This window comes from Comamonas trifloxystrobinivorans (assembly GCF_043359985.1).
Classification (GTDB): Bacteria; Pseudomonadota; Gammaproteobacteria; order Burkholderiales; family Burkholderiaceae_C; genus Comamonas; species Comamonas trifloxystrobinivorans.
Map to the genome: position 1 here is coordinate 1 of NZ_JBHZGV010000010.1, position 20,545 is coordinate 20,545.

Consider the following 20,545-nt stretch of genomic DNA (forward strand, 5'->3'; position numbering starts at 1 on the left):
TTGCCAGTGCTCGAAGCAGCGCCCCGGTTGCCAGTGCTCGAAGCAGCGCCGTAGTTGCCAGTGCTCGAAGCAGCGCCGTAGTTGCCAGTGCTCGAAGCAGGAGAATCAGGGTCGATGGGTTTGCATCGGCTTGTCACATACTCAACTGCAGCTTTGACCAAACCTGGGATGCCAATTTCTGCCTTGATAGTGATCTTGGAACTGGCCACTTTGGTGTCACTGTCGTGGCGGCTGATCGCTCCTGACTGCTCAACCACTGCGAAGCGGTTTCCAGCTGGTACGTAATACTCGAAAACGTTCAGGGGGTGCTCGCAGGCATGGAATACATATTTGCATGCTGCTGCGCCTTTTTCGTTCTCATAGGTGCCGCCAATCTCGTACTGAAAGTTGCGGCACTTGAGGTCTTTGTCAAAGCCCTTGTAGGTGATGATAGGCTGATCTGCAGTTTCCGTTGTCATGTGCATCCTTCAAATAAGAAAGCCTGCACATGGCAGGCTGGGTGAAAATTGAAAACGCCCTGAGTAGTCGCTTGGGGGTTAGTACCGCATGTTCCACTTGAGGGTCTCTGCCAGTTGCCGGATCACAGCAATGTCTGCGGCCATCGTTTCAAGCGTGGTTGGCGCTGGCTCTTGGCTGGCGGCCAGGTCAAACTCACCGTCAAAGGTCTTTGCCAAGCGATAGATCACTTCGGCATTGACAGACCGGTCAGCGGCCTTCGCCTCCTGCTGCAATCTGCTCTTCATCTCTTGCGGCATGCGCAGGTGTAGCTGTGCATCGCGGGCTTGTGTGTAGGCCATGTATCACTCCTAAAAACAAAACGCTCCCGACTGGAAGCGCTGTGTTTTTGCCCCTGATGTCGCTCAAGGGCGCACGCCGATTGCTCGGGGTCGTGTTCGTCGGCTTGACTGATTGCGTTAAGAGGTCGCCAATCTCAAGTACCCGGTGGCCTTGGCCTACATGCCCGGTAACTCGCCTTACATGGCCCGCTTGGGCGGTGGTGGCCGGGTCATCCGGCTTGCGTGTCTCGCATGTGCTCTCCTTCGCAGCGCTGGGCTGCTTGCTTTTCACCGGATAACCGCGCCGGTTCGCGAATGCTTGTTTTGATCTAGCCCAGCTGGGCCATCCCTTGCCAGTTTTTGGTTCTGGCTTCCGCCTCTCGACGTTTGGGCTGTCTTTTACTTCTGCCGACAGATCACAGGGGCAGGTCTGTTTCCCATAGAAAACGCCTATTTATCCCGTCTTGAATGCAGTCAGCAAAGGCTGTAGGATGGACTTGGCATTGCTGCAACTTTCCCGAACTTTCGGCCTCGAAATCAACATCTGCTATATTCGCAGGCTACTTAAATAGGAGTAAGCGCATGTTTAATGGCTACCGTGTAGGCTGGCCCTTGTGGAAAACTGTCGCTAGAACCGGGGCTCCAATCCGTTTTCGCGTTCTGGTGCACTTTGATGAAGAGTCCAAAACCTTCTGGGCTGATAGCCCTGATATCGATGGTCTAGTTGTATCAGGCAACAACCTGGACGAATTGCGCTCGGCGGCGCTGCTGGCTGCTAACGATCTACTGGACCTGGAGCTGAATACTCACAAGATCCATGCTCAGCCTGACCTGGGGATCGACAACAACTGCGTGCATGCATGAATGGGTACTACCCGTTGGTGCGGGATGTGCTCAAGGCTCATGGCTACACGCTACTTAGACAAGGCGCCGGCTCCCATGAGATTTGGTCCAATGGCCAGCGCAACCAGACCGTCTCTCTCAACATGCCATCAAGGCACATGGCCAACACCATCATGAAGCAAGCGGGAATTGCCCACCGCTTCTAACCAAGCCCCGAAAGGGGCTTTTTTCATGCCTTTGCTGACTGCATTCTGTTGTTAAAGAAGGGGAGTTAGCTCGATCACTTCACACCCATCGCGTTCTGCAACTAGCTGCGCTCCACTGGAGCTAGACCTTCCTCTTGCATCGAGTCGGTTCAGGGGACGGTTCGCTACCCCCTTGGTCGTTTAGCGTTCGTTGCTGCGATGGGTTTAATTAAACACCATGTTTGGATTGCTGTCAACACAATGTTTTAACGCCATGTTTATTTAACGGCTAAAATCCCCCATGCCCACCATCAACCGGGCAAGAAAGGCTGACTATGAGGATGAACAATGCAGACGAGGCAAAGCTAGGCGAAGCGGAGCCAGCACGCCTAAGCATCGACGAGGAAGGGCGCTATGTGATTAGGTTTGCAGAGGTCGGGCCAGGCATAGTCGCGGCCGAGTCGGACGCTGCTGGGGGGCAGGTGGCGCTTGATGGAGCTGAATCAGCCAAAAAGGTGGCGATCCCGCTAGAGGCGCTGGTGGCTGCCTCTGCAAACATGGCTAGGCATGTCCACTATGACGATCCATATTGGGACACATGGGACATGACTACCCGCGTTCAAGAGATAGTTCAGGCTGTATTCCAATACGCTGGCATAGAGCTTGAAACTCCTTCAGTGCCTTGCTCAGACGACGATTGGATTCGTGCAGTGAATGCTGTAGCGAAGTCACCGAAACTTGATCCGTATGATGCGTCTGAGATTGCGCGGAATTCTGGTGTTTGACTGTTTTTTGTTTCGCATGTGCCTTCTTGGGGTTGATGCGTCGAACTACCGCGTCTTCAAAAATTGGGTCATAAAGTAGCAGGAACGCATGGGCAATATCGTTTCTGTGCTTGATGACTCCCCCAATCGCAACAGCTAGAGACTCCACAGAAGCTGTTGTCTCCGCGTCGGCCCCAGCAGCGATAGCAGTTCGCACTGTCAGAGTCTCTTTTGCTTTGGCTGAATCCAGCGTAAAAAAGATCGCCTGGGCGATGGGCCTGGTACACCCCGAGAAGTGACGAAAGATCTCAAACAAAAGGCAGTCTGCCAAGGCTGCATGGTGAACTATCTGTCCATGCACTCTGAACGCCTCTTTAAGTAGTCCTTCGTGGTCGTCGGGGTCGATTGAACTCAGGCTATCCATGTGCAGGCTCTTTCTTTGTGAATGTAGGCTGGCTCAGATTGTCCAACATCGCCGGCCTCCCATCTGCATCATCTCGCTGAGTAGATGCAGCTCAAGCCCAGGCAACAAAAAACCGCCAGGAGGCGGTTGGAGCTAGATACCTCCGAGTTCATCAAGCGTCTCTTGTAATTTCTGAATCAGCCGTCGCACATCTTCGGGAGGCATCTCGATCCAGGCGGTTGATTCTGGGAGGTCGTCAGCGCTTTTGACTGTATGCTTGAGGCCAATCAGAGGCTTCCCGCCGTCAATGCGGGATCGAATGCTTGTGTACTGGAGTCGTGGTGCTGACGTCATGACAGGAAGATCGTATGAGTGGCACAAAAGACAAAGGGCGCCGAAGCGCCCTGATTTCAGAGAAGAGAGCTTGTCATCGCTATTCTTTCTGGCTGGTCACGCATGAGCGGATCAGACTTGCAGCCCCTTTCGGGAACGGTTTCATTCTAACCTAAGCGCAACGCTTGCGCAACCCTCTGCTTCACCTCCATCAGGTCTGGCGTTGAGATATTGATGTTGATAGGGTTAGAGTTCCTTCGTGACGCCCTATTGACTGGCAAGCTAAGTCGATCTGTCGAGACGGTGTAGATCATGTCGCACTTTACCCAGATGCGCGTCTCTGGATCCTGGTCTGGCCTGGGGATGGGTAAGCATGACAGCTCGTGTGCTAACTCTGGCGCATGGGGTGGTGTCGTGGAAAGTGGAACGATGTACACCAGTTTTGCATTTTTCTTGTGTTTCCATATCACGACAACCTGCCGTTTCTTTACCATCTCGGGGATGATGTAGCCGGAAAAATCGCAATTCAGTATGGTCCCAGGTGCAGGCTGAAATCGTAACGCCATATTTTATCGCTGGTTGTTTAATTTTGGCTGAGATTGATTTTGCAAAGCCGTGCATTGCGTCTTGAAGCGTAGAAGTATGTGCCGAGTGATGCCAGTCCACCGGCATCGCAGCGGGGGAGGGCTAACCTTTTATTCGAGTGTGCAGTTCACAGGCTTCCTTGGCATTTTCCCCAATCGCTGTTATCACATACCAGTTGCCATCTGTCATGGCAAAAAATCTGGTATAGCCCGTATAAGCGCCGTATGAGTTCTTGGCATTCACTAGTCCGCAAAATTCCCAGCTGGATCCATCAAGAGATTTTTTCGGGGTGCTAAGTTCTTTGATGCGTGCACTTACCGAGTCTTTGAGCTTGAAGTCAAATGCTGCGCGCAATTTGGCCATATCCACTTTAGGTTGTGCGAATGAAGAGCCCATCACGAGAAGTCCAGCCATCAAAAGTGCAATCTTTCTCATTTTCCCTACCTTCACTTTTTAGCAAACATGCGACCAACGGCGCGACCAAGGGCCACAGCATTCTTGCTAGGCTGGAGTGGAGTGGGTACTTGAGATGGGTTCCGCGCCGCAAGCTCTCGGCCTACTGGCGTATCCAAGGGGACAATGCTGGTGCTTCCGCACACCCTGCATGCGTCATGCCTGGTCGCGTGGCGCCAGATGGAATAGATAAGCCCGGGGATGATAAAGCAGAGCCATAACACTACTTCTATCCATATAGAGCCTTTAGTTACCGTTTTAGGCTCACTGATGGAGCCGCATTCTTTGCATGCCTTCATCAACCTTCTCCTTACAGAACTGTTCCAGTCCAGACCACTTTACCGATAACCTCAAAGTCTTCTTCATCGTTGTAGACCTTTGTCTTGGGTTTGAAGTTGCTGTTCTCTGCTGTCGCTATTACGCCAATACCATCTAGAGCATCTAGACGTTTGATCAGCAATTCGCCATCAACACGGAATGCAAAGAACTCACCATTCAAGCGTTTATCGGCGGCATTAATCAAAACAACTGCGCCATCATAGATTTTTGGCTCGTTGCTTACACCTTCGGCAAGGGCTACGAAAGCCTTTCCTTTGGGGATCCCCATCTTTTGCAGGAAATCAGCCCTGAACATCAACGGGGGGCGCTCTTCCTCGCTGTACAGAATCTGCCCATGGCCGTTGGAAAACTTCACATCAACACGCGTGACCCCGACAAACTCATCTTGCGAGTCGGTAAGGCTGAATGACGACTCAATGGGGTAGCTAGCCACTCTGGCGGTCCCTGATGGCGCCTCGTCTGGCGCTTGATTTGTAAGCATCGGGCCTTCGCCACGCTTAAGCCATAGCACGCTGATCCCCCGCTCGGCTGCGGCCACTAAGCCACCCTCTGAGGGGCCGCGTGTTTCCCAATTCTTCGCCGTTTGGGAATTTGGCAGGCCAAGGAACGTAGACACGTCAGTGGGGCCGACCGAAGCTTTGTTGGTCAAGTAGGCAATCGCCTGGTGAATTCGAGCTGTTATCGGGTCCATTTTTACGATTTTTCAACAAAACGTTTAAACATGCTGTTGCGCTTGGTGCAAACATGGTGTTTAATACAGGCATGACTGATGCAGAACTCATTGACCTGTATGGCGGGCCCACCAAGCTGGCCCGCCTGTTGGGCTGGACCCAAGCCGGCGCTGCACAGCGCATCCACAACTGGCGCAAGCGGGGCATTCCTGCTGGCGTAAAGCTTGCTCATCAGAGCTTGCTTCTCCGCCCGGACTGCATGTCCGCCGCCGCCAAGAACAAAAAGGAGGCTGCTCATGGCTGACCTCAACCCCGGCTTGCTGTCGAAACAAGCATGCGCGGCTGAGCTGGAGCGTCGAGGAATTACGGCTGCTGAACAAGCCGTAGCAAGCCCTCGGAAGTTTCCCTCACTCCGGACAGCCATTCGTCGGATATGGCAGTGGATGGCAAAGCCAAGTCGTCCCACATCGAAACATTCTGGAGGTACGAAGTGATGAACGCTTGTTTTGATGGCTCCGGCAGTACCCGCACCAGTGTTGCGATGGCAATTTCCAACGCCTGTATTGAGCCTTGCTCGAAGGTTTGGTGCTTGGCTTCTTTCTTTTCCATGGCAAGGGCCCTTTCTAGTGTTGCTAAGTGCAACCGCAATTCTAGTCAGGTGTCCTTGGCATCCCCCAATCGCAAGGAGGTGGCCCATGGCTAGTTGCTCACCAGAACGCTTAGCCATGTGCAAGCGTGTCAGCAGCCGGGGCAACTGCTCCGGCTGTGTGAGCGTGTTGTTTATAGAGGCGGTTAAGCCGATTCCGGTTTGTTCGCTGGGTGCTTCTTGCTCATCTCGCCAAGTAGCGAATGCGCCTTCTGCATCACCTCTAGCTCGATCTGAGAAATCGTTCGATCCGGCCCCTGCGGGAGTTCCATTGTGAGTCGAATTGCCTGTCCGTTCCCCATGTTGAAAAAGTCCAGTGAGCAAAGCAAGTCGCCGCTTGTCGATTTTTCTACTGACAGTTTTGTAGTCATGTCTGCCCTCCTTAAGGCATTTGGTTGTGGAAATCCAAGTATCGCCTATGGAGTGGCAGGCACCCCCAAGCGCAAGGAGGTTGTGAATGTCTGAATTGCTCTCTTTGTGCGCATGGCGCATCACTCCCGCCAATTCCAAGACGGCAGGCTTCACTACGGAGTTTGAGCAGGCCTTGGCATGGTTGAAGCGTGGCGCTGCGATCGCCCCACTGCACCAACCCAGTGAAGAAGGGCTGGCGGTTACCGATTTCGGCGTGATCCAAGACAAGGCCGCGCTAGTCGTGCCTATGGATAGCTGGGGCGGAGTTATTTCTGGGGCAGCAGCGACTGCAAGTGACGGATCGCTATATCCACCGATGACTCGTGAATCTGCTGCAGCGTCAGTTGCTCCCTTGGCGTCGTGTGCTTGTATGTCAAGTCCAGATCGATGCTGCCCTGCGGCAAAACGAGAGTTCGCCGAACGCGAATCTTGTCCCCGACCACGCTGATATCGAACTGAGTTTCCTTTTTTTCCATGTCTGCCCCTTCTGGTTTGGTTAGTTAGCACATCCAGTTTAGCCAGAAGGCGGCAGACACCCGGTTTTATCAACCCGTGTTTTTTTAGAGAGAGGAAGAACACACCATGGCTTATGAAAACCGCGATCTTGTACGCGTTCCGATTTGCATGCTGCGAGGCAGCAAAGAGGAAGAAGAAAAGTTGCTTCGCTTGGCTAAGCGCTTGTCCAACGGCGGATCTACCGCTGTCGCCTTGCGTGATGCGCTCTTGGCGCTTGCTGATGAGATGGAACATGAACGAAATGCTATTTCGTTTCGCCAGCTTGACAGGAAGTCTTTTGGAGCTATGCGTGCCGCCTGATCTGTGTTTTCACCACTCCCGCAACCCTCAGCCTATGTAGACCCCAATGAACCTCTTTCCACTCCCCTTGGACTTGCAATGCGCGACACCTCAACAAATCCGCGCTATCAATAACAAAGCATTCTGCGAAGGCATTTCGTTCGATGAGGCTGCCAAGCGAATGCTTCTTGAGCTGGCTGATCGTGTTGAAAAAGGTGTTGCGATGAACCCCATTGCACGCCTCTTCCGTTTCGCCTGGATTCACTAGGCCGCAACTTTCCAGTTACTCAAAAGCAGCAATGAACGCATTCACAACACTATCCCGCCCCTCAATAGCCCGCCACTTCAAGCCACCCCGAATTCACAAGCAAGTAGACCGGAACCCGGCGCCAACAGGATTTGGCATTGAAAGCGGCAAGCAGGCCCAGCAATCAAAAATCAAGACATGGCGAATTTTGAGAGGCGGCATATGAATGAACAAGAAGGCGAACCGACATTGATTGCACGGGCGATCCGATTTCTTTTGAACTGCATTCGCCTTCGCTCCATTCCCTTGGCCCTCTGGGTTGACCAATACGAAAACCATAAACCGAAGTTTGATTGATGGCTTACGCACAACACCCCCTGTCTGCCGCATTCCCTGCAATGAGCGCCGACGACTTTCAGAATCTGAAAGACAGTATTGCGGAAATTGGGGTTCAGAACCCAATCACTTTGTTTGAAGGCATGGTGCTGGATGGTTGGCATCGCTACAACGCAGCCAATGAGGTGCTGATGCCTTGCCCTCATGTGGAATTGGCAGCAGGAACTGATCCACGCCACTTCGTTCTGGCGCAGAACAAGGCCCGCCGCCACGTCACTCAGGCGCAGTTGGCGATGGCGACGACTGCTGTGTATCAGTGGATGCCAGTTGGCAAGCCTGCGGAAGTTAATTCCGCACTGAGTGCGGAATTGCCAGCAAAGACCACAAAGGAGTTGGCCGCAGTCGCTGGTGTCGGTGTGCGCTCCATCGAACAAGCCAAGACCGTCCAAACCAAGGCAGCGCCCGAAGTTGTCGAGGCCGTGAAGTCTGGCGCAATCGGCCTACCAAAAGCTGCGGCCATCGCTCAGTTGCCAAAAGAAGAACAAGCGGCTGCGATTGAGAAGCCTGTCTCTGCGATCAAGCCTAAGAAGGCGAAAAAAGAGCAGCCAGTGCAAGAGCTGGAAGGCTACGACCCCGACTGCAAGGACACCCAAATCGAAGAAGCCAAGGAAACCATCGTTGCCCTGGCAGATGAAAACGAGCAACTGCGCGACCGCCTAGCGACTGGCGTTATGGATGGCACCGAAGAAGAAAAGCAAGAAGCCGCCCAGACCATCGCTGCGTTGCGTGAGCAAGTGCGGATTCAAGCAATTGAACTGGACGCAGTGAAGGTATCCCGCGATGCCTTCATGAACGAAAACGCCGAGCTGAAAAAGCAGATCAAGTTTTATCAACGCAAGCTGAAGGAGGCTTAAAAGTGAGTACGTTGAAGTTGTTTGAATACCAAGAGGCCGTGCTGGAAAAGCTGCGCTCTGGTTTTGTCGCGGGGCATCGTTCGCAGATGCTGGTTGCGCCGACGGGTGGCGGCAAGACTGAGATGGCAATCGCACTACTCGAAGCCTGCAAGCGGAAGGGAAGCCGCGCTGCGATGGTTTTGGATCGAGTAGTGCTATGCGATCAAACGAGCAAGCGATTGGACAAGTACGGTATAGACCATGGCGTTATTCAAGCTGGACACTGGAGACGCCGTGCCTATGAGCCAATCCAAATCTGCTCTGCACAAACCCTGGAGAAGCGTGGAAGTTTCCCTGATTTGCAGTTGTTGATTGTAGACGAGGCCCACCAGACCCGCAAGGAGACTGCGGAACTAATCAAGAACAACCCGCAAATCCGAGTTGTTGGCTTGAGTGCTACTCCCTTCACCAAAGGGCTGGCGAACATCTATAGCAATGTGGTTTCAAGCATTACAACGTCCGAACTGGTGAAGATCGGTCGGCTGGCTCCATTGCGCGTGTTCATCGCCAAAGAGATCGACATGGAGGGCGCTAAGAAAGTCGCTGGCGAGTGGTCTAGCGATGATGTAGAGCAGCGCGGCATGAAGATCACAGGTGACGTTGTTGCTGAGTGGATCAAGAAAACCAACGAGGTTTTCGGTGGGCCTCGCAAGACTGTTGTTTTCTGCGCTGGCGTAGCTCATGGCGCCGACTTGGCAACCAAGTTTGCGGATGCTGGCTACAACTTTGTGGCTCTGTCATACAAGGATGACGAGGAATACAAGCAGCAGGTTTTGAAGGAGTTTGAGAAGCCAGATTCCAGCATCCACGGTCTGATCGCTACCGACATTCTGACCAAGGGCTTTGATGTTCCTGATGTGATGATTGGCGTGTCTGCGCGCCCCTTTAGCAAGTCGTTTTCTAGCCATGTGCAGCAAATGGGCCGCGTTATGCGCTGCTTTCCAGGCAAGGACTTTGCGCTGTGGCTGGATCACTCGGGCAACTATCTGCGCTTTCAGGAGACTTGGGAAGAAGTCTTTGCAAATGGCGTTGATTCGCTAGACGAAGGCAAGGACACCCCTCGCAAGGAAAAGACCTCTGCCGAAAAGGAAGCCGCCAAGTGCCCCGTGTGCAATGCGTTGTGGATGGGCAACTCTGACGCCTGCCCAAGCTGCGGTCATGTTCGCGTGCTGCGCAACCAGCTGCAGAACGTTGCGGGTGAACTGGTAGAGATTGCCGACAGCACAAAACGTGCCGAAGAATTGAAGAAGCAGCGTGACTGGTTTGCCATGTTGAAGTATTTGGCGAATGCTCGCGGCCATCAAATCGGTTGGGTGTTTCACCGCTTCCGTGACAAGTTCAAGGTTGATCCCAAGTTCCGCGATGTTGCGCCCATGGAGCCATCTGTCGAACTGCTGAACTGGGACAAATCGCAACGTATCCGTTGGGCTAAGTCGCCACGGAGGGCTGCAGCATGATTTTTGAGCAATTCTGCGCCTCGCACGGCGTTCTGGCGCAAGGCCCACTGCCTTTGGGTAAGTGGCTGCGCTTTCCGACCGCTGACAAACCTAAGCATAAGAACGGCGCAGTGAAGTTCATGGGCGATCACGGCTTTGTGCAGAACCACGCCACGATGCAGGAAGTTGCCCTGTGGCGCGCAGAGGGCGTCTCCAAGATCGCCCAGCAGCAAATCCAGCGTGTTGCCAATGTCGCCGCAATTGAAGTGCGTGAGCGCCAAGCAAAGGCTGCACGCGAAGCTGCGCAACTCCTGAGCGAGTGCGAATTGACCCGAGGCCACGAATACATGGTTCGCAAGGGCTTTGCCGAAGAGTATGTCAACACCATCGAGATTGACGGGCAAAGCGTTGTTGTGATCCCTATGCGCGCCAAGGGCCAGATCGTAGGCGTTCAAAAGATTTGGGCTGACGGCACCAAGAAATTCATCTTCGGCCAGCAGTGCAGCTTTGCTGAGTTTGTGTTTGGCAAAACCGGCATTCACGTTCTGTGCGAAGGCTATGCAACTGGCTTGTCCGCATTCCAGGCCTTCTCGCGCCTCAAGCGCCCTGTGGTTGTGCATGTGTGCTTCTCTGCAGGAAACATGAAGAAGGTGGCCTCTGGCTTGCCTGGTGGCTTGGTAGTGGCTGACAACGACGCAAGCAAGACGGGCGAGAACGTCGCCAAAGAAATCGGCTGGCCCTTCTGGATGAGCGATGCAGTAGGAGAGGACGCGAACGACTACCTCATGCGCAAAGGACTCTTTGCACTCACTGAGGGTTTGAAAAAGGTGATTCGGGAGGGTGGCCTCCGTTAATCACAAATCACTGCGCTGGTTGGTTCATTACGGCAGCGGCGCAGGTTGAGTCTCCTACTGTTGGATTAGATGCTGAAACAGGAGAAAGGGTGGCGAAGCTAGTGCCCTTGCATCGAACGACTGGCGGGTCTATGCGGCTCCGGAGGGCAGAAATCGCGTAGTGAAGGCCAAGCTAGGAATGGCTAGGTCTTGCTCACCAGAGGGCAGGAGTAGATACAGGGAATAGATAGGAGTAGGGGATGAATGAAGGAGCAGGACTTGAGCGAGAAGCACAAAGAAGTTCTGAGACAGATTCGGATTCAGGACTTGGCTCAGACAGTGTTGGATGTGAAAGCAAGAGGGTTGTTGGATGGCTGGAGAGATTACCTGCACGACCAGCAACTGCAAGCTGGCATATCGAACGAGGAAATGCGGCAAGCAATTGCCAACCTGGGCTAGTGATCTGTACCGGCAGATGTGGCGGAAAAGCGGATTGTTTGGATAAACCGAGTAACTAAGAAGTAGGGGGATTTATGGAACAACAGGTTTTTTGGGTCGTAGAGAAGAAGCTAACTAAAGAAGGTCGTTGGCGGCCGAAAGCTGGTGCTGAGAGCCGAGCAGCAGCCCGTCGTGCGCAAGACGAAGTGCGCAAGTCGTATCGCTGGACTCGCATTGTCAAGTACGTCCGGGAGGCCGCATGAGCGCACTAGACACCCAACAAGGCGGTAGCCATTACCGCGACATGAAGATCCAGCCAATCGAGTTCATCAATGCGAACGGCCTGGATTTCTTCCAAGGAAACATGCTCAAGTACCTGTGCCGACACAAGGCAAAGAACGGCGTCGAGGACTTGCGCAAGGTGATTCACTACGCGCAACTGGCGATTGAATTGCAGTACGGACAGGCCGCCGAGCCATTCCCCGAATTGCTCACCCTTCCCGTCCACGACATGGGGGAGCAGCCTTGAAGCATAAATATCGTGTGGTCACAGACATGTACTTGGGCTACGAGGCTCAGGTGAAATTCTGGTGGTTCCCGTTTGCATGGTTTCAGATGGATAGAGGTTGGGGCGTCAACACCTTTAAATCAATTGAGGCAGCCGAGGCATTCATTCAGCGTAAGCGTGCATTCGTTGTCAAGGTGGTTGCATGACCGAGCGCCTCGAATTCGAGATGCACAACCGCCAGCAGGCTTGGCTGGCCGTGAAGGGGCAGCTATTCCCATTTCTGGCCGATGCTCTGCAAAGCGGTGGCCGTTGGGTGCTGACCGTGACCCGTCGCAAGCGCACCCAGCCGCAGAACAGGCGTTACTGGGGGCAAGGTGTTTTGGCTCAGATCGCGGCGCAGGCGGTGGTCTGTGGCAAGCAGTACAGCACCGAAACATGGCATGAGCAATTCAAACGCATGTTTATCGGCGTGGAAGAACTGCCCGATGGCTCGGTGATCGGCAAAAGCTCTACCAAGCTGACCACGGCGGAATTCAGCGAGTTCTGCACCAAGGTGGAGGCCTACGCGGCATCGGAGCTGGGCGTCACGTTTTATGACTTGGAGGGCAGATGACCTTTAAGCGAACACGCTGCCCGCACTGCAAGGGGCGGCTTGAACCCGGCCAACGCATTCATCCAGATTGCATTGACGGATACGCAGAGGCAGAAGAAGCCAAGGCCCAGCGCAAGGCGCAGAAGCAGGCACGGATGCAAGCGAGGGTGGAGAGAGCGGAGACGAAGCGGAAAAAGGATGCCTTTAAAAGCATTTCAGAGCTAACCAAGGAGGCGCAAGTTGAATTCAACGCATACATCAGGGCCAGGGACCAACATCAGCCGTGCATTTGCTGTGGACGGCCACTTGGTGATGGTGACGTGGGAGGGGCCTTTGACTGTGGTCATTACAGATCAAGAGGGAGTGCTCCACATCTGCGCTTCAACGAAAACAACGCACATGCACAACGAAAGCAATGCAATCGATGGGGTGCGGGCCGTGCCGTTGACTACCGGATTGGCCTCATTGCTCGGATCGGTTTGGAGGCAGTTGAGGCGCTGGAAGCCGACAACACCGTCCACAAATGGACAAAAGACGAGCTGAGAGCAATTAAGGCCAAGTACCGGGCGAAGACTAAACAACTCAAGGAGAACGCATGATCGAAGAAAGCTACCAACGCGCAGTGCATAGCTCGCACCTGGGGATGGCCGCTCACCGGATCGGGGATGCGGATACCTTGGCGGCATATGCGACCGTCAACAAGAAGCGCAGCGTATCGGCTAACGATGCCATGCGCCTGCGGGCAGAGTTCGACGGCTCTGCGGTTAACCCCAGTCAGCCCGACAAACTGATTGCCAGCATCGCGCTCAAGTCGTACGGATCGGCTCGCATGCTGCTTGAGTTGCGCTGCATGAAGCTGGGCATCAAGGACAGCAAGGAGTTGGTTTCCCGTGTGCTTGACCACTGGCTGAATCGTCGCTGCGGCAAGTGTAAGGGCGTCGGCAAGGTGGAAACGGACGCCCAGATTTACACCTGCTCAAAGTGCAAGGGATTGAAGTTCCGCCGTGACCCCGACGATGAGCAGGCCCGTGAGTTGCTGAACTACCTCGACCGGGCTTGTGGCGTCACTAACTCATTGGCAAAGAAACAACTTTTTGCAGATGCTGTATAAAAACACTGCTTGTATGTATTGACAGTGGTGGTATACTTAAAGTATGGGAATGCAGCAAACAATGTTTGTGTCGCACCCATCTAAAAATACACCCTGAGAGCAGGCCCAAAGTAGGCGCTCAGGGTCGCCCTAGATGGCGGAGCTATCTCTGCGTCTAGGGGCATAACGCATGCCAGTTGGCCAAAGAGGATCGCAGACCTCAGGGCTTCATCCAACTAGCTGGCAGCCGTGATGGTGCAAACGACAGTCACGATGAAAACTGGACGCGGGAAGTGCTCGTTAAGGCCGCTGGATTCGGCCCATCATCAGCCCCTTTGCTGGGGCATCCTCTAAGCGGAATGCGCAGTGCGATGCGCTAGCGCTGGCACCCAGCTGCAGCGGGGTGATCCAGCAAGGTTCGCAGACGGGTAACCACAACTGCAAGCCGGAGATCGCAACCGGCCCGCTTAGAAGATGGTCAAGCAGCAATGCAGGATTGGGGGCTCCCGGTCGCCATCAACTTACTCTATGACAACACTTAACAAGCACTCTACTGACTACAAGACGGTTGTTGCGCAACTCCGCGCCATGGCGGATCAAGTGGAGCGTCACGGTAAATTCCGTGAAGCGCGCGGCTATTCTGCGCCTCTGTCTGTCGAATCCTTCTTGGTTGCTTTGAACGATCAGCCTGTTTTAGAGGTGGATAAGGGGCTGCTTGTTAACAAGGATGGGATGCCAGCCGGAGTAGCTGCCAAAGCCTTGGTTTGCATCCTTGGCGTAGGCGCAATGAGTGGCGAGAAGCTTGCCGAGGTGCTGGCCGCAGAGCAAAAGGATGCCTGGTGCGCTCCAGTCGTTGCTGGTAGCCTGAAGGATGAATAACACGGCCCGGCCCATGCGGCTTGGTTCTTTGTCCGCGCTGGCGACACTAAAGGCCAGCACTATCTAACCCGCCCATTGCCCTCTCTCCTTGGCTCCCACGCCTTGGGTAGTGGGTGGATCAGATAGTTTTTGGAAGCATGCGCTCAAGGTGAGCAAACGGTCTTGAAAACCGTCGCCACTGGTTAGTAGCCGGTGAGAGTTCGATTCTTTGTGTTTCCGCCAGTCAGTGCCTCGCCAAGTGCGGGGCTTTTTCTTTTGGAGCAAGCCATGAAGGAACAACTAGCTAGCCTTCTTGGCTGCATGACCCAAAAGCAAGCCATTGCCGAGGGCTTCACGCACCATGGCGCAATGTACGGCTTCCCATGCTGGATTGGTGATCCTGATGGTGAGGCACCAATGGTTGCCACCAAATGGGCACCAGTCGAGGCGCTTGTCACTCTGGGGCATTGGATCACCGGCTTTATCAACTGGATGCGAGGCGATGAATCTTGGTTTGAGATTTACATCGGGCCTGAGATTGATGGGAAGCCATGAAGGCCGACCAAACACCACGCAACCCCATGCAGGCGCTGATAAAGGCGATCTTCGAAGTTCGCCCGCCAGTGCTTCAGGACATAAAGATCAACACCGACCCCAGCGAACTGGAGAGCGTAAGCCTGCAAGTCGCCATGACTCCCGAGCTGATCCAAGCCTGGGCCGAGCACTGCAAGGAGATCAAATGAGCCTACGACGAAAGATTGCCCTGTGGCTGTGCCCTGAGCTGGGTTGGGTTGCTGACAAGATTGCCAGAGTTCATAAAAGCGAGCGAATCATTCCGGCGGCAGATAACTTGGATCAGCTGAGTGCCGCTGCTGCGGAACATGTATCCAACTACCCGGTCATGATTAAGGCATTGGCTTCGATCCAAAAAGGCTCCCTATCGGATTGAGGTCGGGGCTTACTTTCTTGAGTGATTTGTAGAACTCAATGGCCCGCTCGAATGCGAGTTCGGCATCTGGCGGAAGCGGAATAGTCAGCTTCCCTAGTTCCTTGGCATCCACATAGCGGCTGAGGTATAGCTGTACCAGGTCAACATTTGCTTGGTTTTGCATGAGGGCCACTAGTGCCAGCTCTTGGGCCTTGATGACGCCGAGCAGCGTGTTCTTTTCGCGCTCGATGTGCTCGCAGAACTTTGCTACCTCTTCAAACGAATTGAATTTCATATCCCCTCTTGGTGATGGTTAGTGTGAGAACTCCCATCGTAAGCCAAGAGGGTTTTGTTTACCGCAGGGCAGGCTCACCGCACTAGCGACATACACACTTGGAGCCTAGCCCTGCGACCTATTGGAGAGCGCCATGCAGATCGTCACATACCAGATGCTGCATGAGGCGCATCCTCGTCACATCATCACAGACCCAGAGGGCGAGCACTGCAAAGGTTGCGGCGCTCCGTTGCAAGCTGGGCCAGAGCACTGCCAATACTGCAAGCGGCCTGCAATCAGCGAGCCGATACAGGGGTACTGCCATGCAAGACGCTAACAAGAGCGCCACTATCCGAGGCGTTGTGATACCAGGGTCGGGTGCATTCGCGCAGTTGTTCGTCGGGCAGCTAACGCTTTCGCCCAGGAACAAGAGGTCACTTCGGTGGCCTTTTCTGTTTTCTGGGCGTCAGATTTTGAATTCATCCCATGAAAGGGCGTACTTATGGCTCTGTGCGGAGCAAAGAACCGCCAAGGTGAGCCATGCAAGAAACACGCTCTGATTGGCGAGACTCGCTGCAAACTCCATGGCGGTGCTGCTGCGAAGAAAAACAAAGGCAACAGCAATGCCCGAACTCATGGAATCTATTCGTCCGTCTATTCGGATGAGGAAAAGGAAATCTGGGATGGCATCGAGCTAGGCCGGATTGATGACGAGTTGAAGTTGTGCCGTATTCGGCTGAAAAGGGCGCTTGAGGCTGAGCAGAAGGCTGACGGCGAGCTAGAGCTGGATGCTCGGACGGAAGAGCCTGCGGTGATTGGCGGGATGCCGATTGATGATGAGCAGATTGTGAAGCGATCATTCAAGCGGCGCGACTACTCGGTATTGATTGATCGGCTAATGGCTCGCATTGAGAGCCTGGAGCGGACGCGGGTAGAGCTGATGAAGGCGATCCCACCAGAGCCTGACAAGCCAGAACAAGAGGCAGCGCCGGAGTATGTGCTGAAACCAGATGAGCCAACTCCTGAAAAGCCGATCCTCTGATGCGCCGGTCAAGTTAACACCCAAGCAGGCGAATATCTACTGCTGGGGTTTCCAGCGCTCTGCTCGATTCCGTGATGCGGTTTGCGGTCGCCGTTTTGGCAAGACGTTTCTTGGCAAAGCTGAAATGCGCCGTGCAGCTCGATTGGCGGCTGAGTGGGGCGTCAGTGTTGAGGATGAGATTTGGTATGGTGCGCCGACGTTCAAGCAAGCCAAGCGGGTTTTTTGGCGTCGTCTGAAGCAGGCTATCCCGCAAAGCTGGATAGCTGGCAAGCCGAATGAGACCGAATGCTCAATCACCTTGAAATCCGGCCATGTGATGCGGATTGTTGGGTTGGACAACTACGACGATCTGCGTGGCTCTGGCTTGTTCTTTGTACTGGTGGATGAGTGGGCAGATGCGAAGTATGAGGCGTGGGAAGAAGTCTTGCGCCCGATGCTCTCAACCTGTCGTTACACGGTGGAAGGCGTTGAGTATGTTGGTGGTCATGCGTTGCGAATTGGGACGCCGAAGGGCTTCAATCACTGCTACGACACCTACCTAGATGGACAGGGCAAGGAGCCGGATCACAAGAGCTGGCTATATACCTCGCTCGATGGCGGGAATGTCCCGGCTGAGGAGCTGGAGGCCGCTAAGCGTAGGATGGACCCGCGCACCTTCCGCCAAGAGTACCTAGCGAGCTTCGAGAACTATCAGGGTGTCATTTACTACTGCTTTGATAGGCGGCAGAACGCGACTACCGACGTTGTCCAGCGTGGTGATGATCTACATATCGGCATGGACTTCAACGTTGGAAAAATGGCGGCGGTCGTTCATGTGATCCGCGATGGATTGCCACGGGCCGTAGCTGAGCTGGTAAAGATCTTCGATACCCCGGCCATGATTGAGAAGATCAAAGATCGGTATCCAGGGCACCAAATCTCTGTGTACCCAGACGCCTCTGGCAACAGCCGCAAGAGCAACAACGCAAGCGAATCAGATATTGCACTGCTGAAAAAGGCGGGTTTCATGGTGGTTGTGAATGATTCCAACCCGAGAGTGAAAGACCGAATCAACAGCATGAATGCAATGTGCTGCAACACCTATGGCGAGCGGCGCTATTTGGTGAACATTGAGACTTGCCCCGAGTACACGCGAGGCTTAGAGCGCCAGGCGTGGGGTGAGGATGGCGAGCCGGACAAGACGGGTGGTTTTGACCACGCAAACGATGCAGGCGGCTATTTCATTGTGAAGAAGTTCCCATTGGTCACAAGCACATCGACAGTCGAAGCATTCCGCTGGTAAGGAAAACATGACAGCAATAGACACAAAAAGCGCTGCCGTTGAGCGGATGAGCAAGGCATGGGCTGTGATTGATCCGCTCATGGGTGGCACTCAGGCGATGCGGGAGGCCAAAAAGGCGCTACTGCCTCAGCAACCGCGAGAGGATGACGAGGATTACAAGTACCGCCTGCAGACCGCAACCCTGTTTCCTGCGTACCAGCGTACCTGCACAGTGATGGCGGGCAAGCCATTCGCAAAGCAGCTGACGGTGAATGAGGATGTGCCGCCTAAGGTGGTTGCCTTGCTACCTGATGTTGATGGTCAGGGCCGATCAGTCCATGCATTCGCCTCTCAGCTGTTCAATGAGGCCATGTCTCATGGCTTTGGTGGCGTGCTGGTGGATTACCCGGCGGATGGCGGCTCTCGCCCGTACTGGAAACACTATGCACATGACACCATCCTTGGATGGCGTCTTGACCAGGTTGGTGGCGTGACGCAGCTTGCCCAGCTTCGATTGCTGGAGACCGCGGAAGTAGAGGATGGTGAATATGGCGTCAAGACTGTGCGGCGTGTGCGAGTCTTTCGAATTGGCGCTTGGGAGCTGCACGAAGAGAGTGCCAATGGATGGGTTTTGCTGGATAGCGGAGAGACTAGCCTTCCTTATATCCCGTTCGCCGCTTTCTACGGCAAACGCATAGCCTTTATGGAGGGTGCGCCGCTGCTAGTTGACCTGGCTCACCAGAACGTAAAGCACTGGCAGCAGCAGTCGGATCAGGATGATTCGGTGCGGTTTGCCCGCAAGCGCTTGCTGGTGTTCTCTGGCGTGGAGGATGGAGAGTTGCAGGAGCCAACGGCGGGTGCTGCTTATGCCTTGCGATTCTCTCGCCCAGAAGCCAAGGCAGAGGTGATCCAAGGTTCTGCAGAGTCGGTGACTGTTGGCCGGTCGGAGCTGGAGGCGCTTGAAGATCAAATGATCCAGACGGGCGCCGAGTTGCTGGTAAAGCAGCCAGGCCAGCGTACCGCGACAGAGGCATCAAACGATGCGGAGGCCAACAAGTCAACGCTGCAGAGCGCCACAGAGGACTTTGAGGACTTCTTGGACTCTTGTCTGCAGTTCACTGCCGACTGGCTAAAGGCTGGCAGTGGCGGCACTGTTTCGCTGTTCAAAGACTTTGGCGCGGCGACCCTCACCGATGCTTCGGCACAAATGATTCTGTCGTTGCAGGGTGCGGGCATGCTGACCAAAGAAACCACGATCGTTGAGATGCAGCGCCGCGGCGTTGTTGGGCCTGACGTTGATCCGGAGACGGAAATCGAGAAGGTTCAAGCCGAAGGGCCAAGCCTGGGGAGCATGAATGGCGACGGTGAATGAGCTACTACAGAGCGAGACGATACGCCACGCGGTGGGACTACAGGGCTATTCCAATAGCGTAGTAATCCGCATTATGGAGATACTCAACCGATCCGATAAGCGCATGCTGGCTGAATTGGCAGAGGCGCTGTCGGACGTTGACCCGGTGAGCTTCAAGGCCGAGCGGCTGGCATCAATGTTGGCCAGCGTCCGGACAATCATTGGTGCCGGGAATGCGGAGGCAGGGCAGAAACTGCTCGATGAACTCAAGCAGTTCGTTGACTATGAGACTGCATACCTGCATCAAATGCTGTTGGCTAATACGCCAGCGCTGGTGCACGTCGCGGCGGTCTCAACGACTGCCGTCTACTCTGCTGCCATGTCCCGGCCATTCCAAGGCATCTTGCTGAAAGAGGTCTGGAAGGATCTGACGACCCAGCAGTTCAAGTCCGTGCGCCAGGCCATTGCCCAAGGCTATCTTGAGGGCAAGACCACCGACGCAATCATTCGAGAGTTGCGCGGCACCAAGGCCAAGGGGTTCACTGATGGCTTGTTAGAGAAGTCCCGGCGCGATGTGGAGGCGGTGGTGAGAACCGCCATCGCGCACACAGCCGGGAATGCTCACGACGCCTTCTATGAGAAGAACAGCGACATCATTAAGGCGCTCAAGTGGTCGTCAACCTTAGACCTTCGCACAACGCCTCAGTGCCGGATACGTGATGGCAAGCTATATACACCAGACGGACACAAACCGATTGGGCATAGCATCCCTTGGGGTGCTGGTCCTTCGCGCCTTCATTGGCGCTGTCGATCAGTCAGCGTGCCAATCGCCAAAAGCAACAAGGAGCTGGGCATTGATCTGCCGGAGTTGGAGTTGCGCAACAAGACGCGCGCCTCGATGGACGGTCAAGTAAGTGCGGACACAACCTATGCAGAGTGGCTGAAGAAGCAATCAGCATCCCGGCAGGATGAGGTGTTAGGGCCGACGCGGGGCAAGTTGCTGCGGTCTGGGAAGATGGAAGTATCCGAGATGTACTCGCACAAGGGCGTATTTTTGACCTTGGATGAACTGAGAGCGCGGGATGCCGGGGCTTTCAAGCGGGCGGGACTTTGATTAGACTAGGGTGATGCCCGATCTAAAACTAGTCACTCCCCGCCCTATGACACGCAAGGAAGTCATCGCCGCATTGGTGA

The 20,545-nt window shown here is 54.4% G+C and carries 31 protein-coding genes and 1 tRNA gene; 20 read left to right on the forward strand and 12 right to left on the reverse strand.

Translation table 11 applies throughout. The annotated features are described in order from the left end of the window. Nucleotides 1-464, reverse strand: a 464-nt coding sequence (locus ACFIQF_RS13035; protein WP_431193942.1) for a DUF7666 domain-containing protein, incomplete at its 3' end; no start/stop codon positions are given. Between the two features lie 72 nt (nucleotides 465-536). Further along, nucleotides 537-797, reverse strand: a complete 261-nt coding sequence (locus tag ACFIQF_RS13040) for an Arc family DNA-binding protein (protein ID WP_393943417.1) — start codon at nucleotides 795-797, stop codon at nucleotides 537-539. 561 nt (nucleotides 798-1,358) lie between these two features. On the opposite strand from ACFIQF_RS13040, the gene ACFIQF_RS13045 reads away from it, so the two are divergent. Then, complete coding sequence (locus ACFIQF_RS13045; protein WP_393943418.1) at nucleotides 1,359-1,640, forward strand: hypothetical protein; 282 nt, start codon at nucleotides 1,359-1,361, stop codon at nucleotides 1,638-1,640. Nucleotides 1,641-2,413: 773 nt separating this feature from the next. On the opposite strand, the gene ACFIQF_RS13050 is transcribed toward ACFIQF_RS13045, so the two are convergent. From ACFIQF_RS13050 to ACFIQF_RS13090, 9 genes are all read right to left on the reverse strand, one after another. Continuing rightward, the gene (locus ACFIQF_RS13050; protein ID WP_393943420.1) at nucleotides 2,414-2,992 is read right to left on the reverse strand and encodes a hypothetical protein; all 579 of its coding nucleotides are present in this window, start codon (nucleotides 2,990-2,992) and stop codon (nucleotides 2,414-2,416) included. Between the two features lie 479 nt (nucleotides 2,993-3,471). Next, nucleotides 3,472-3,870, reverse strand: a complete 399-nt coding sequence (locus ACFIQF_RS13055) for a type II toxin-antitoxin system PemK/MazF family toxin (protein ID WP_393943422.1) — start codon at nucleotides 3,868-3,870, stop codon at nucleotides 3,472-3,474. 121 nt (nucleotides 3,871-3,991) lie between these two features. Next, on the reverse strand, nucleotides 3,992-4,324 hold the full coding sequence (locus tag ACFIQF_RS13060; RefSeq protein ID WP_393943424.1) for a hypothetical protein: 333 nt from the start codon (nucleotides 4,322-4,324) through the stop codon (nucleotides 3,992-3,994). 11 nt (nucleotides 4,325-4,335) lie between these two features. Next, nucleotides 4,336-4,641, reverse strand: a complete 306-nt coding sequence (locus ACFIQF_RS13065; RefSeq protein ID WP_393943426.1) for a YqaE/Pmp3 family membrane protein — start codon at nucleotides 4,639-4,641, stop codon at nucleotides 4,336-4,338. An 11-nt stretch (nucleotides 4,642-4,652) separates the two neighbouring features. Further along, nucleotides 4,653-5,330: a S24 family peptidase gene (locus tag ACFIQF_RS13070; protein WP_393943428.1), complete on the reverse strand. Its 678-nt coding sequence runs from the start codon at nucleotides 5,328-5,330 to the stop codon at nucleotides 4,653-4,655. 44 nt (nucleotides 5,331-5,374) lie between these two features. Next, the gene (locus ACFIQF_RS13075; RefSeq protein WP_393943431.1) at nucleotides 5,375-5,650 is read right to left on the reverse strand and encodes a hypothetical protein; all 276 of its coding nucleotides are present in this window, start codon (nucleotides 5,648-5,650) and stop codon (nucleotides 5,375-5,377) included. 65 nt (nucleotides 5,651-5,715) lie between these two features. Next, nucleotides 5,716-5,961: a hypothetical protein gene (locus tag ACFIQF_RS13080; RefSeq protein ID WP_393943432.1), complete on the reverse strand. Its 246-nt coding sequence runs from the start codon at nucleotides 5,959-5,961 to the stop codon at nucleotides 5,716-5,718. A gap of 183 nt (nucleotides 5,962-6,144) precedes the next feature. Beyond that, the gene (locus ACFIQF_RS13085) at nucleotides 6,145-6,369 is read right to left on the reverse strand and encodes a hypothetical protein (protein ID WP_393943433.1); all 225 of its coding nucleotides are present in this window, start codon (nucleotides 6,367-6,369) and stop codon (nucleotides 6,145-6,147) included. Nucleotides 6,370-6,675: 306 nt separating this feature from the next. Further along, nucleotides 6,676-6,885: a hypothetical protein gene (locus ACFIQF_RS13090; protein WP_393943434.1), complete on the reverse strand. Its 210-nt coding sequence runs from the start codon at nucleotides 6,883-6,885 to the stop codon at nucleotides 6,676-6,678. Between the two features lie 106 nt (nucleotides 6,886-6,991). Here ACFIQF_RS13090 and ACFIQF_RS13095 point away from each other — a divergent pair, with 106 nt between their 5' ends. From ACFIQF_RS13095 to ACFIQF_RS13165, 15 genes are all read left to right on the forward strand, one after another. Next, nucleotides 6,992-7,225: a hypothetical protein gene (locus ACFIQF_RS13095; RefSeq protein WP_393943436.1), complete on the forward strand. Its 234-nt coding sequence runs from the start codon at nucleotides 6,992-6,994 to the stop codon at nucleotides 7,223-7,225. A gap of 46 nt (nucleotides 7,226-7,271) precedes the next feature. Beyond that, complete coding sequence (locus ACFIQF_RS13100; RefSeq protein ID WP_393943437.1) at nucleotides 7,272-7,472, forward strand: hypothetical protein; 201 nt, start codon at nucleotides 7,272-7,274, stop codon at nucleotides 7,470-7,472. A gap of 201 nt (nucleotides 7,473-7,673) precedes the next feature. Then, the gene (locus tag ACFIQF_RS13105; protein ID WP_393943438.1) at nucleotides 7,674-7,808 is read left to right on the forward strand and encodes a hypothetical protein; all 135 of its coding nucleotides are present in this window, start codon (nucleotides 7,674-7,676) and stop codon (nucleotides 7,806-7,808) included. Nucleotides 7,809-7,849: 41 nt separating this feature from the next. Then, nucleotides 7,850-8,701 (forward strand): hypothetical protein, encoded by an 852-nt coding sequence (locus ACFIQF_RS13110; RefSeq protein WP_393943440.1) that lies wholly within the window; start codon nucleotides 7,850-7,852, stop codon nucleotides 8,699-8,701. Between the two features lie 2 nt (nucleotides 8,702-8,703). Beyond that, nucleotides 8,704-10,197, forward strand: a complete 1,494-nt coding sequence (locus ACFIQF_RS13115) for a DEAD/DEAH box helicase (RefSeq protein WP_393943442.1) — start codon at nucleotides 8,704-8,706, stop codon at nucleotides 10,195-10,197. Between the two features lie 53 nt (nucleotides 10,198-10,250). Then, the gene (locus tag ACFIQF_RS13120) at nucleotides 10,251-11,030 is read left to right on the forward strand and encodes a primase/helicase family protein (protein ID WP_393943444.1); all 780 of its coding nucleotides are present in this window, start codon (nucleotides 10,251-10,253) and stop codon (nucleotides 11,028-11,030) included. A gap of 243 nt (nucleotides 11,031-11,273) precedes the next feature. Then, entirely contained in the window at nucleotides 11,274-11,468 is a 195-nt protein-coding gene (locus ACFIQF_RS13125) for a hypothetical protein (protein WP_393943445.1), read from the forward strand. 238 nt (nucleotides 11,469-11,706) lie between these two features. Beyond that, the gene (locus tag ACFIQF_RS13130) at nucleotides 11,707-11,976 is read left to right on the forward strand and encodes a DUF3310 domain-containing protein (RefSeq protein ID WP_393943447.1); all 270 of its coding nucleotides are present in this window, start codon (nucleotides 11,707-11,709) and stop codon (nucleotides 11,974-11,976) included. Between the two features lie 181 nt (nucleotides 11,977-12,157). Beyond that, a complete protein-coding gene (locus tag ACFIQF_RS13135) occupies nucleotides 12,158-12,568 on the forward strand; it encodes a recombination protein NinB (protein WP_393943449.1) in 411 nt (136 codons plus the stop codon). Then, complete coding sequence (locus tag ACFIQF_RS13140; RefSeq protein WP_393943451.1) at nucleotides 12,565-13,146, forward strand: recombination protein NinG; 582 nt, start codon at nucleotides 12,565-12,567, stop codon at nucleotides 13,144-13,146. The genes ACFIQF_RS13135 and ACFIQF_RS13140 overlap by 4 nt, the downstream gene beginning before the upstream one ends. Next, nucleotides 13,143-13,658, forward strand: coding sequence for a hypothetical protein (locus ACFIQF_RS13145; protein WP_393943453.1), 516 nt, complete (start codon nucleotides 13,143-13,145; stop codon nucleotides 13,656-13,658). The genes ACFIQF_RS13140 and ACFIQF_RS13145 overlap by 4 nt, the downstream gene beginning before the upstream one ends. Before the next feature lie 507 nt (nucleotides 13,659-14,165). Further along, nucleotides 14,166-14,516: a hypothetical protein gene (locus tag ACFIQF_RS13150; RefSeq protein ID WP_393943454.1), complete on the forward strand. Its 351-nt coding sequence runs from the start codon at nucleotides 14,166-14,168 to the stop codon at nucleotides 14,514-14,516. Between the two features lie 131 nt (nucleotides 14,517-14,647). Beyond that, a tRNA-Ser gene (locus ACFIQF_RS13155) sits at nucleotides 14,648-14,738 on the forward strand. 45 nt (nucleotides 14,739-14,783) lie between these two features. Next, entirely contained in the window at nucleotides 14,784-15,050 is a 267-nt protein-coding gene (locus ACFIQF_RS13160) for a hypothetical protein (protein WP_393943455.1), read from the forward strand. Further along, nucleotides 15,047-15,238, forward strand: a complete 192-nt coding sequence (locus ACFIQF_RS13165; protein WP_393943457.1) for a hypothetical protein — start codon at nucleotides 15,047-15,049, stop codon at nucleotides 15,236-15,238. Before ACFIQF_RS13160 ends, ACFIQF_RS13165 begins: the two co-directional genes overlap by 4 nt. A gap of 162 nt (nucleotides 15,239-15,400) precedes the next feature. Here the strand turns inward: ACFIQF_RS13165 and ACFIQF_RS13170 are convergent, their stop codons facing one another. Beyond that, nucleotides 15,401-15,718, reverse strand: a complete 318-nt coding sequence (locus ACFIQF_RS13170; protein WP_393943459.1) for a hypothetical protein — start codon at nucleotides 15,716-15,718, stop codon at nucleotides 15,401-15,403. Between the two features lie 481 nt (nucleotides 15,719-16,199). Between ACFIQF_RS13170 and ACFIQF_RS13175 the strand changes: the two genes are divergently transcribed. The 4 genes from ACFIQF_RS13175 to ACFIQF_RS13190 are packed head-to-tail and all read left to right on the forward strand — an operon-like array spanning nucleotide 16,200 to nucleotide 20,465. Further along, complete coding sequence (locus ACFIQF_RS13175) at nucleotides 16,200-16,739, forward strand: HGGxSTG domain-containing protein (RefSeq protein WP_393943461.1); 540 nt, start codon at nucleotides 16,200-16,202, stop codon at nucleotides 16,737-16,739. Beyond that, a complete protein-coding gene (locus ACFIQF_RS13180) occupies nucleotides 16,708-18,021 on the forward strand; it encodes a phage terminase large subunit family protein (protein ID WP_393943463.1) in 1,314 nt (437 codons plus the stop codon). The genes ACFIQF_RS13175 and ACFIQF_RS13180 overlap by 32 nt, the downstream gene beginning before the upstream one ends. A 7-nt stretch (nucleotides 18,022-18,028) precedes the next feature. Beyond that, nucleotides 18,029-19,372, forward strand: coding sequence for a DUF4055 domain-containing protein (locus ACFIQF_RS13185; RefSeq protein ID WP_393943465.1), 1,344 nt, complete (start codon nucleotides 18,029-18,031; stop codon nucleotides 19,370-19,372). Then, nucleotides 19,356-20,465 carry a minor capsid protein gene (locus ACFIQF_RS13190; RefSeq protein WP_393943467.1) on the forward strand — a complete coding sequence of 370 codons (1,110 nt, stop codon included), beginning with the start codon at nucleotides 19,356-19,358 and terminating at the stop codon, nucleotides 20,463-20,465. Before ACFIQF_RS13185 ends, ACFIQF_RS13190 begins: the two co-directional genes overlap by 17 nt. Nucleotides 20,466-20,545: the final 80 nt, after the last annotated feature.

Coding starts and splice junctions, on each gene's coding strand:
- ACFIQF_RS13040 (WP_393943417.1), bottom strand. CDS start 797: ATGGCCTACACACAAGCCCGCGATGCACAGCTACACCTGCGCATGCCG.
- ACFIQF_RS13045 (WP_393943418.1), top strand. CDS start 1,359: ATGTTTAATGGCTACCGTGTAGGCTGGCCCTTGTGGAAAACTGTCGCT.
- ACFIQF_RS13050 (WP_393943420.1), bottom strand. CDS start 2,992: ATGGATAGCCTGAGTTCAATCGACCCCGACGACCACGAAGGACTACTT.
- ACFIQF_RS13055 (WP_393943422.1), bottom strand. CDS start 3,870: ATGGCGTTACGATTTCAGCCTGCACCTGGGACCATACTGAATTGCGAT.
- ACFIQF_RS13060 (WP_393943424.1), bottom strand. CDS start 4,324: ATGAGAAAGATTGCACTTTTGATGGCTGGACTTCTCGTGATGGGCTCT.
- ACFIQF_RS13065 (WP_393943426.1), bottom strand. CDS start 4,641: ATGAAGGCATGCAAAGAATGCGGCTCCATCAGTGAGCCTAAAACGGTA.
- ACFIQF_RS13075 (WP_393943431.1), bottom strand. CDS start 5,650: ATGAGCAGCCTCCTTTTTGTTCTTGGCGGCGGCGGACATGCAGTCCGG.
- ACFIQF_RS13080 (WP_393943432.1), bottom strand. CDS start 5,961: ATGGAAAAGAAAGAAGCCAAGCACCAAACCTTCGAGCAAGGCTCAATA.
- ACFIQF_RS13085 (WP_393943433.1), bottom strand. CDS start 6,369: ATGACTACAAAACTGTCAGTAGAAAAATCGACAAGCGGCGACTTGCTT.
- ACFIQF_RS13090 (WP_393943434.1), bottom strand. CDS start 6,885: ATGGAAAAAAAGGAAACTCAGTTCGATATCAGCGTGGTCGGGGACAAG.
- ACFIQF_RS13095 (WP_393943436.1), top strand. CDS start 6,992: ATGGCTTATGAAAACCGCGATCTTGTACGCGTTCCGATTTGCATGCTG.
- ACFIQF_RS13100 (WP_393943437.1), top strand. CDS start 7,272: ATGAACCTCTTTCCACTCCCCTTGGACTTGCAATGCGCGACACCTCAA.
- ACFIQF_RS13105 (WP_393943438.1), top strand. CDS start 7,674: ATGAATGAACAAGAAGGCGAACCGACATTGATTGCACGGGCGATCCGA.
- ACFIQF_RS13110 (WP_393943440.1), top strand. CDS start 7,850: ATGAGCGCCGACGACTTTCAGAATCTGAAAGACAGTATTGCGGAAATT.
- ACFIQF_RS13125 (WP_393943445.1), top strand. CDS start 11,274: ATGAAGGAGCAGGACTTGAGCGAGAAGCACAAAGAAGTTCTGAGACAG.
- ACFIQF_RS13130 (WP_393943447.1), top strand. CDS start 11,707: ATGAGCGCACTAGACACCCAACAAGGCGGTAGCCATTACCGCGACATG.
- ACFIQF_RS13135 (WP_393943449.1), top strand. CDS start 12,158: ATGACCGAGCGCCTCGAATTCGAGATGCACAACCGCCAGCAGGCTTGG.
- ACFIQF_RS13140 (WP_393943451.1), top strand. CDS start 12,565: ATGACCTTTAAGCGAACACGCTGCCCGCACTGCAAGGGGCGGCTTGAA.
- ACFIQF_RS13145 (WP_393943453.1), top strand. CDS start 13,143: ATGATCGAAGAAAGCTACCAACGCGCAGTGCATAGCTCGCACCTGGGG.
- ACFIQF_RS13150 (WP_393943454.1), top strand. CDS start 14,166: ATGACAACACTTAACAAGCACTCTACTGACTACAAGACGGTTGTTGCG.
- ACFIQF_RS13160 (WP_393943455.1), top strand. CDS start 14,784: ATGAAGGAACAACTAGCTAGCCTTCTTGGCTGCATGACCCAAAAGCAA.
- ACFIQF_RS13165 (WP_393943457.1), top strand. CDS start 15,047: ATGAAGGCCGACCAAACACCACGCAACCCCATGCAGGCGCTGATAAAG.
- ACFIQF_RS13170 (WP_393943459.1), bottom strand. CDS start 15,718: ATGAAATTCAATTCGTTTGAAGAGGTAGCAAAGTTCTGCGAGCACATC.
- ACFIQF_RS13175 (WP_393943461.1), top strand. CDS start 16,200: ATGGCTCTGTGCGGAGCAAAGAACCGCCAAGGTGAGCCATGCAAGAAA.
- ACFIQF_RS13180 (WP_393943463.1), top strand. CDS start 16,708: ATGAGCCAACTCCTGAAAAGCCGATCCTCTGATGCGCCGGTCAAGTTA.
- ACFIQF_RS13185 (WP_393943465.1), top strand. CDS start 18,029: ATGACAGCAATAGACACAAAAAGCGCTGCCGTTGAGCGGATGAGCAAG.
- ACFIQF_RS13190 (WP_393943467.1), top strand. CDS start 19,356: ATGGCGACGGTGAATGAGCTACTACAGAGCGAGACGATACGCCACGCG.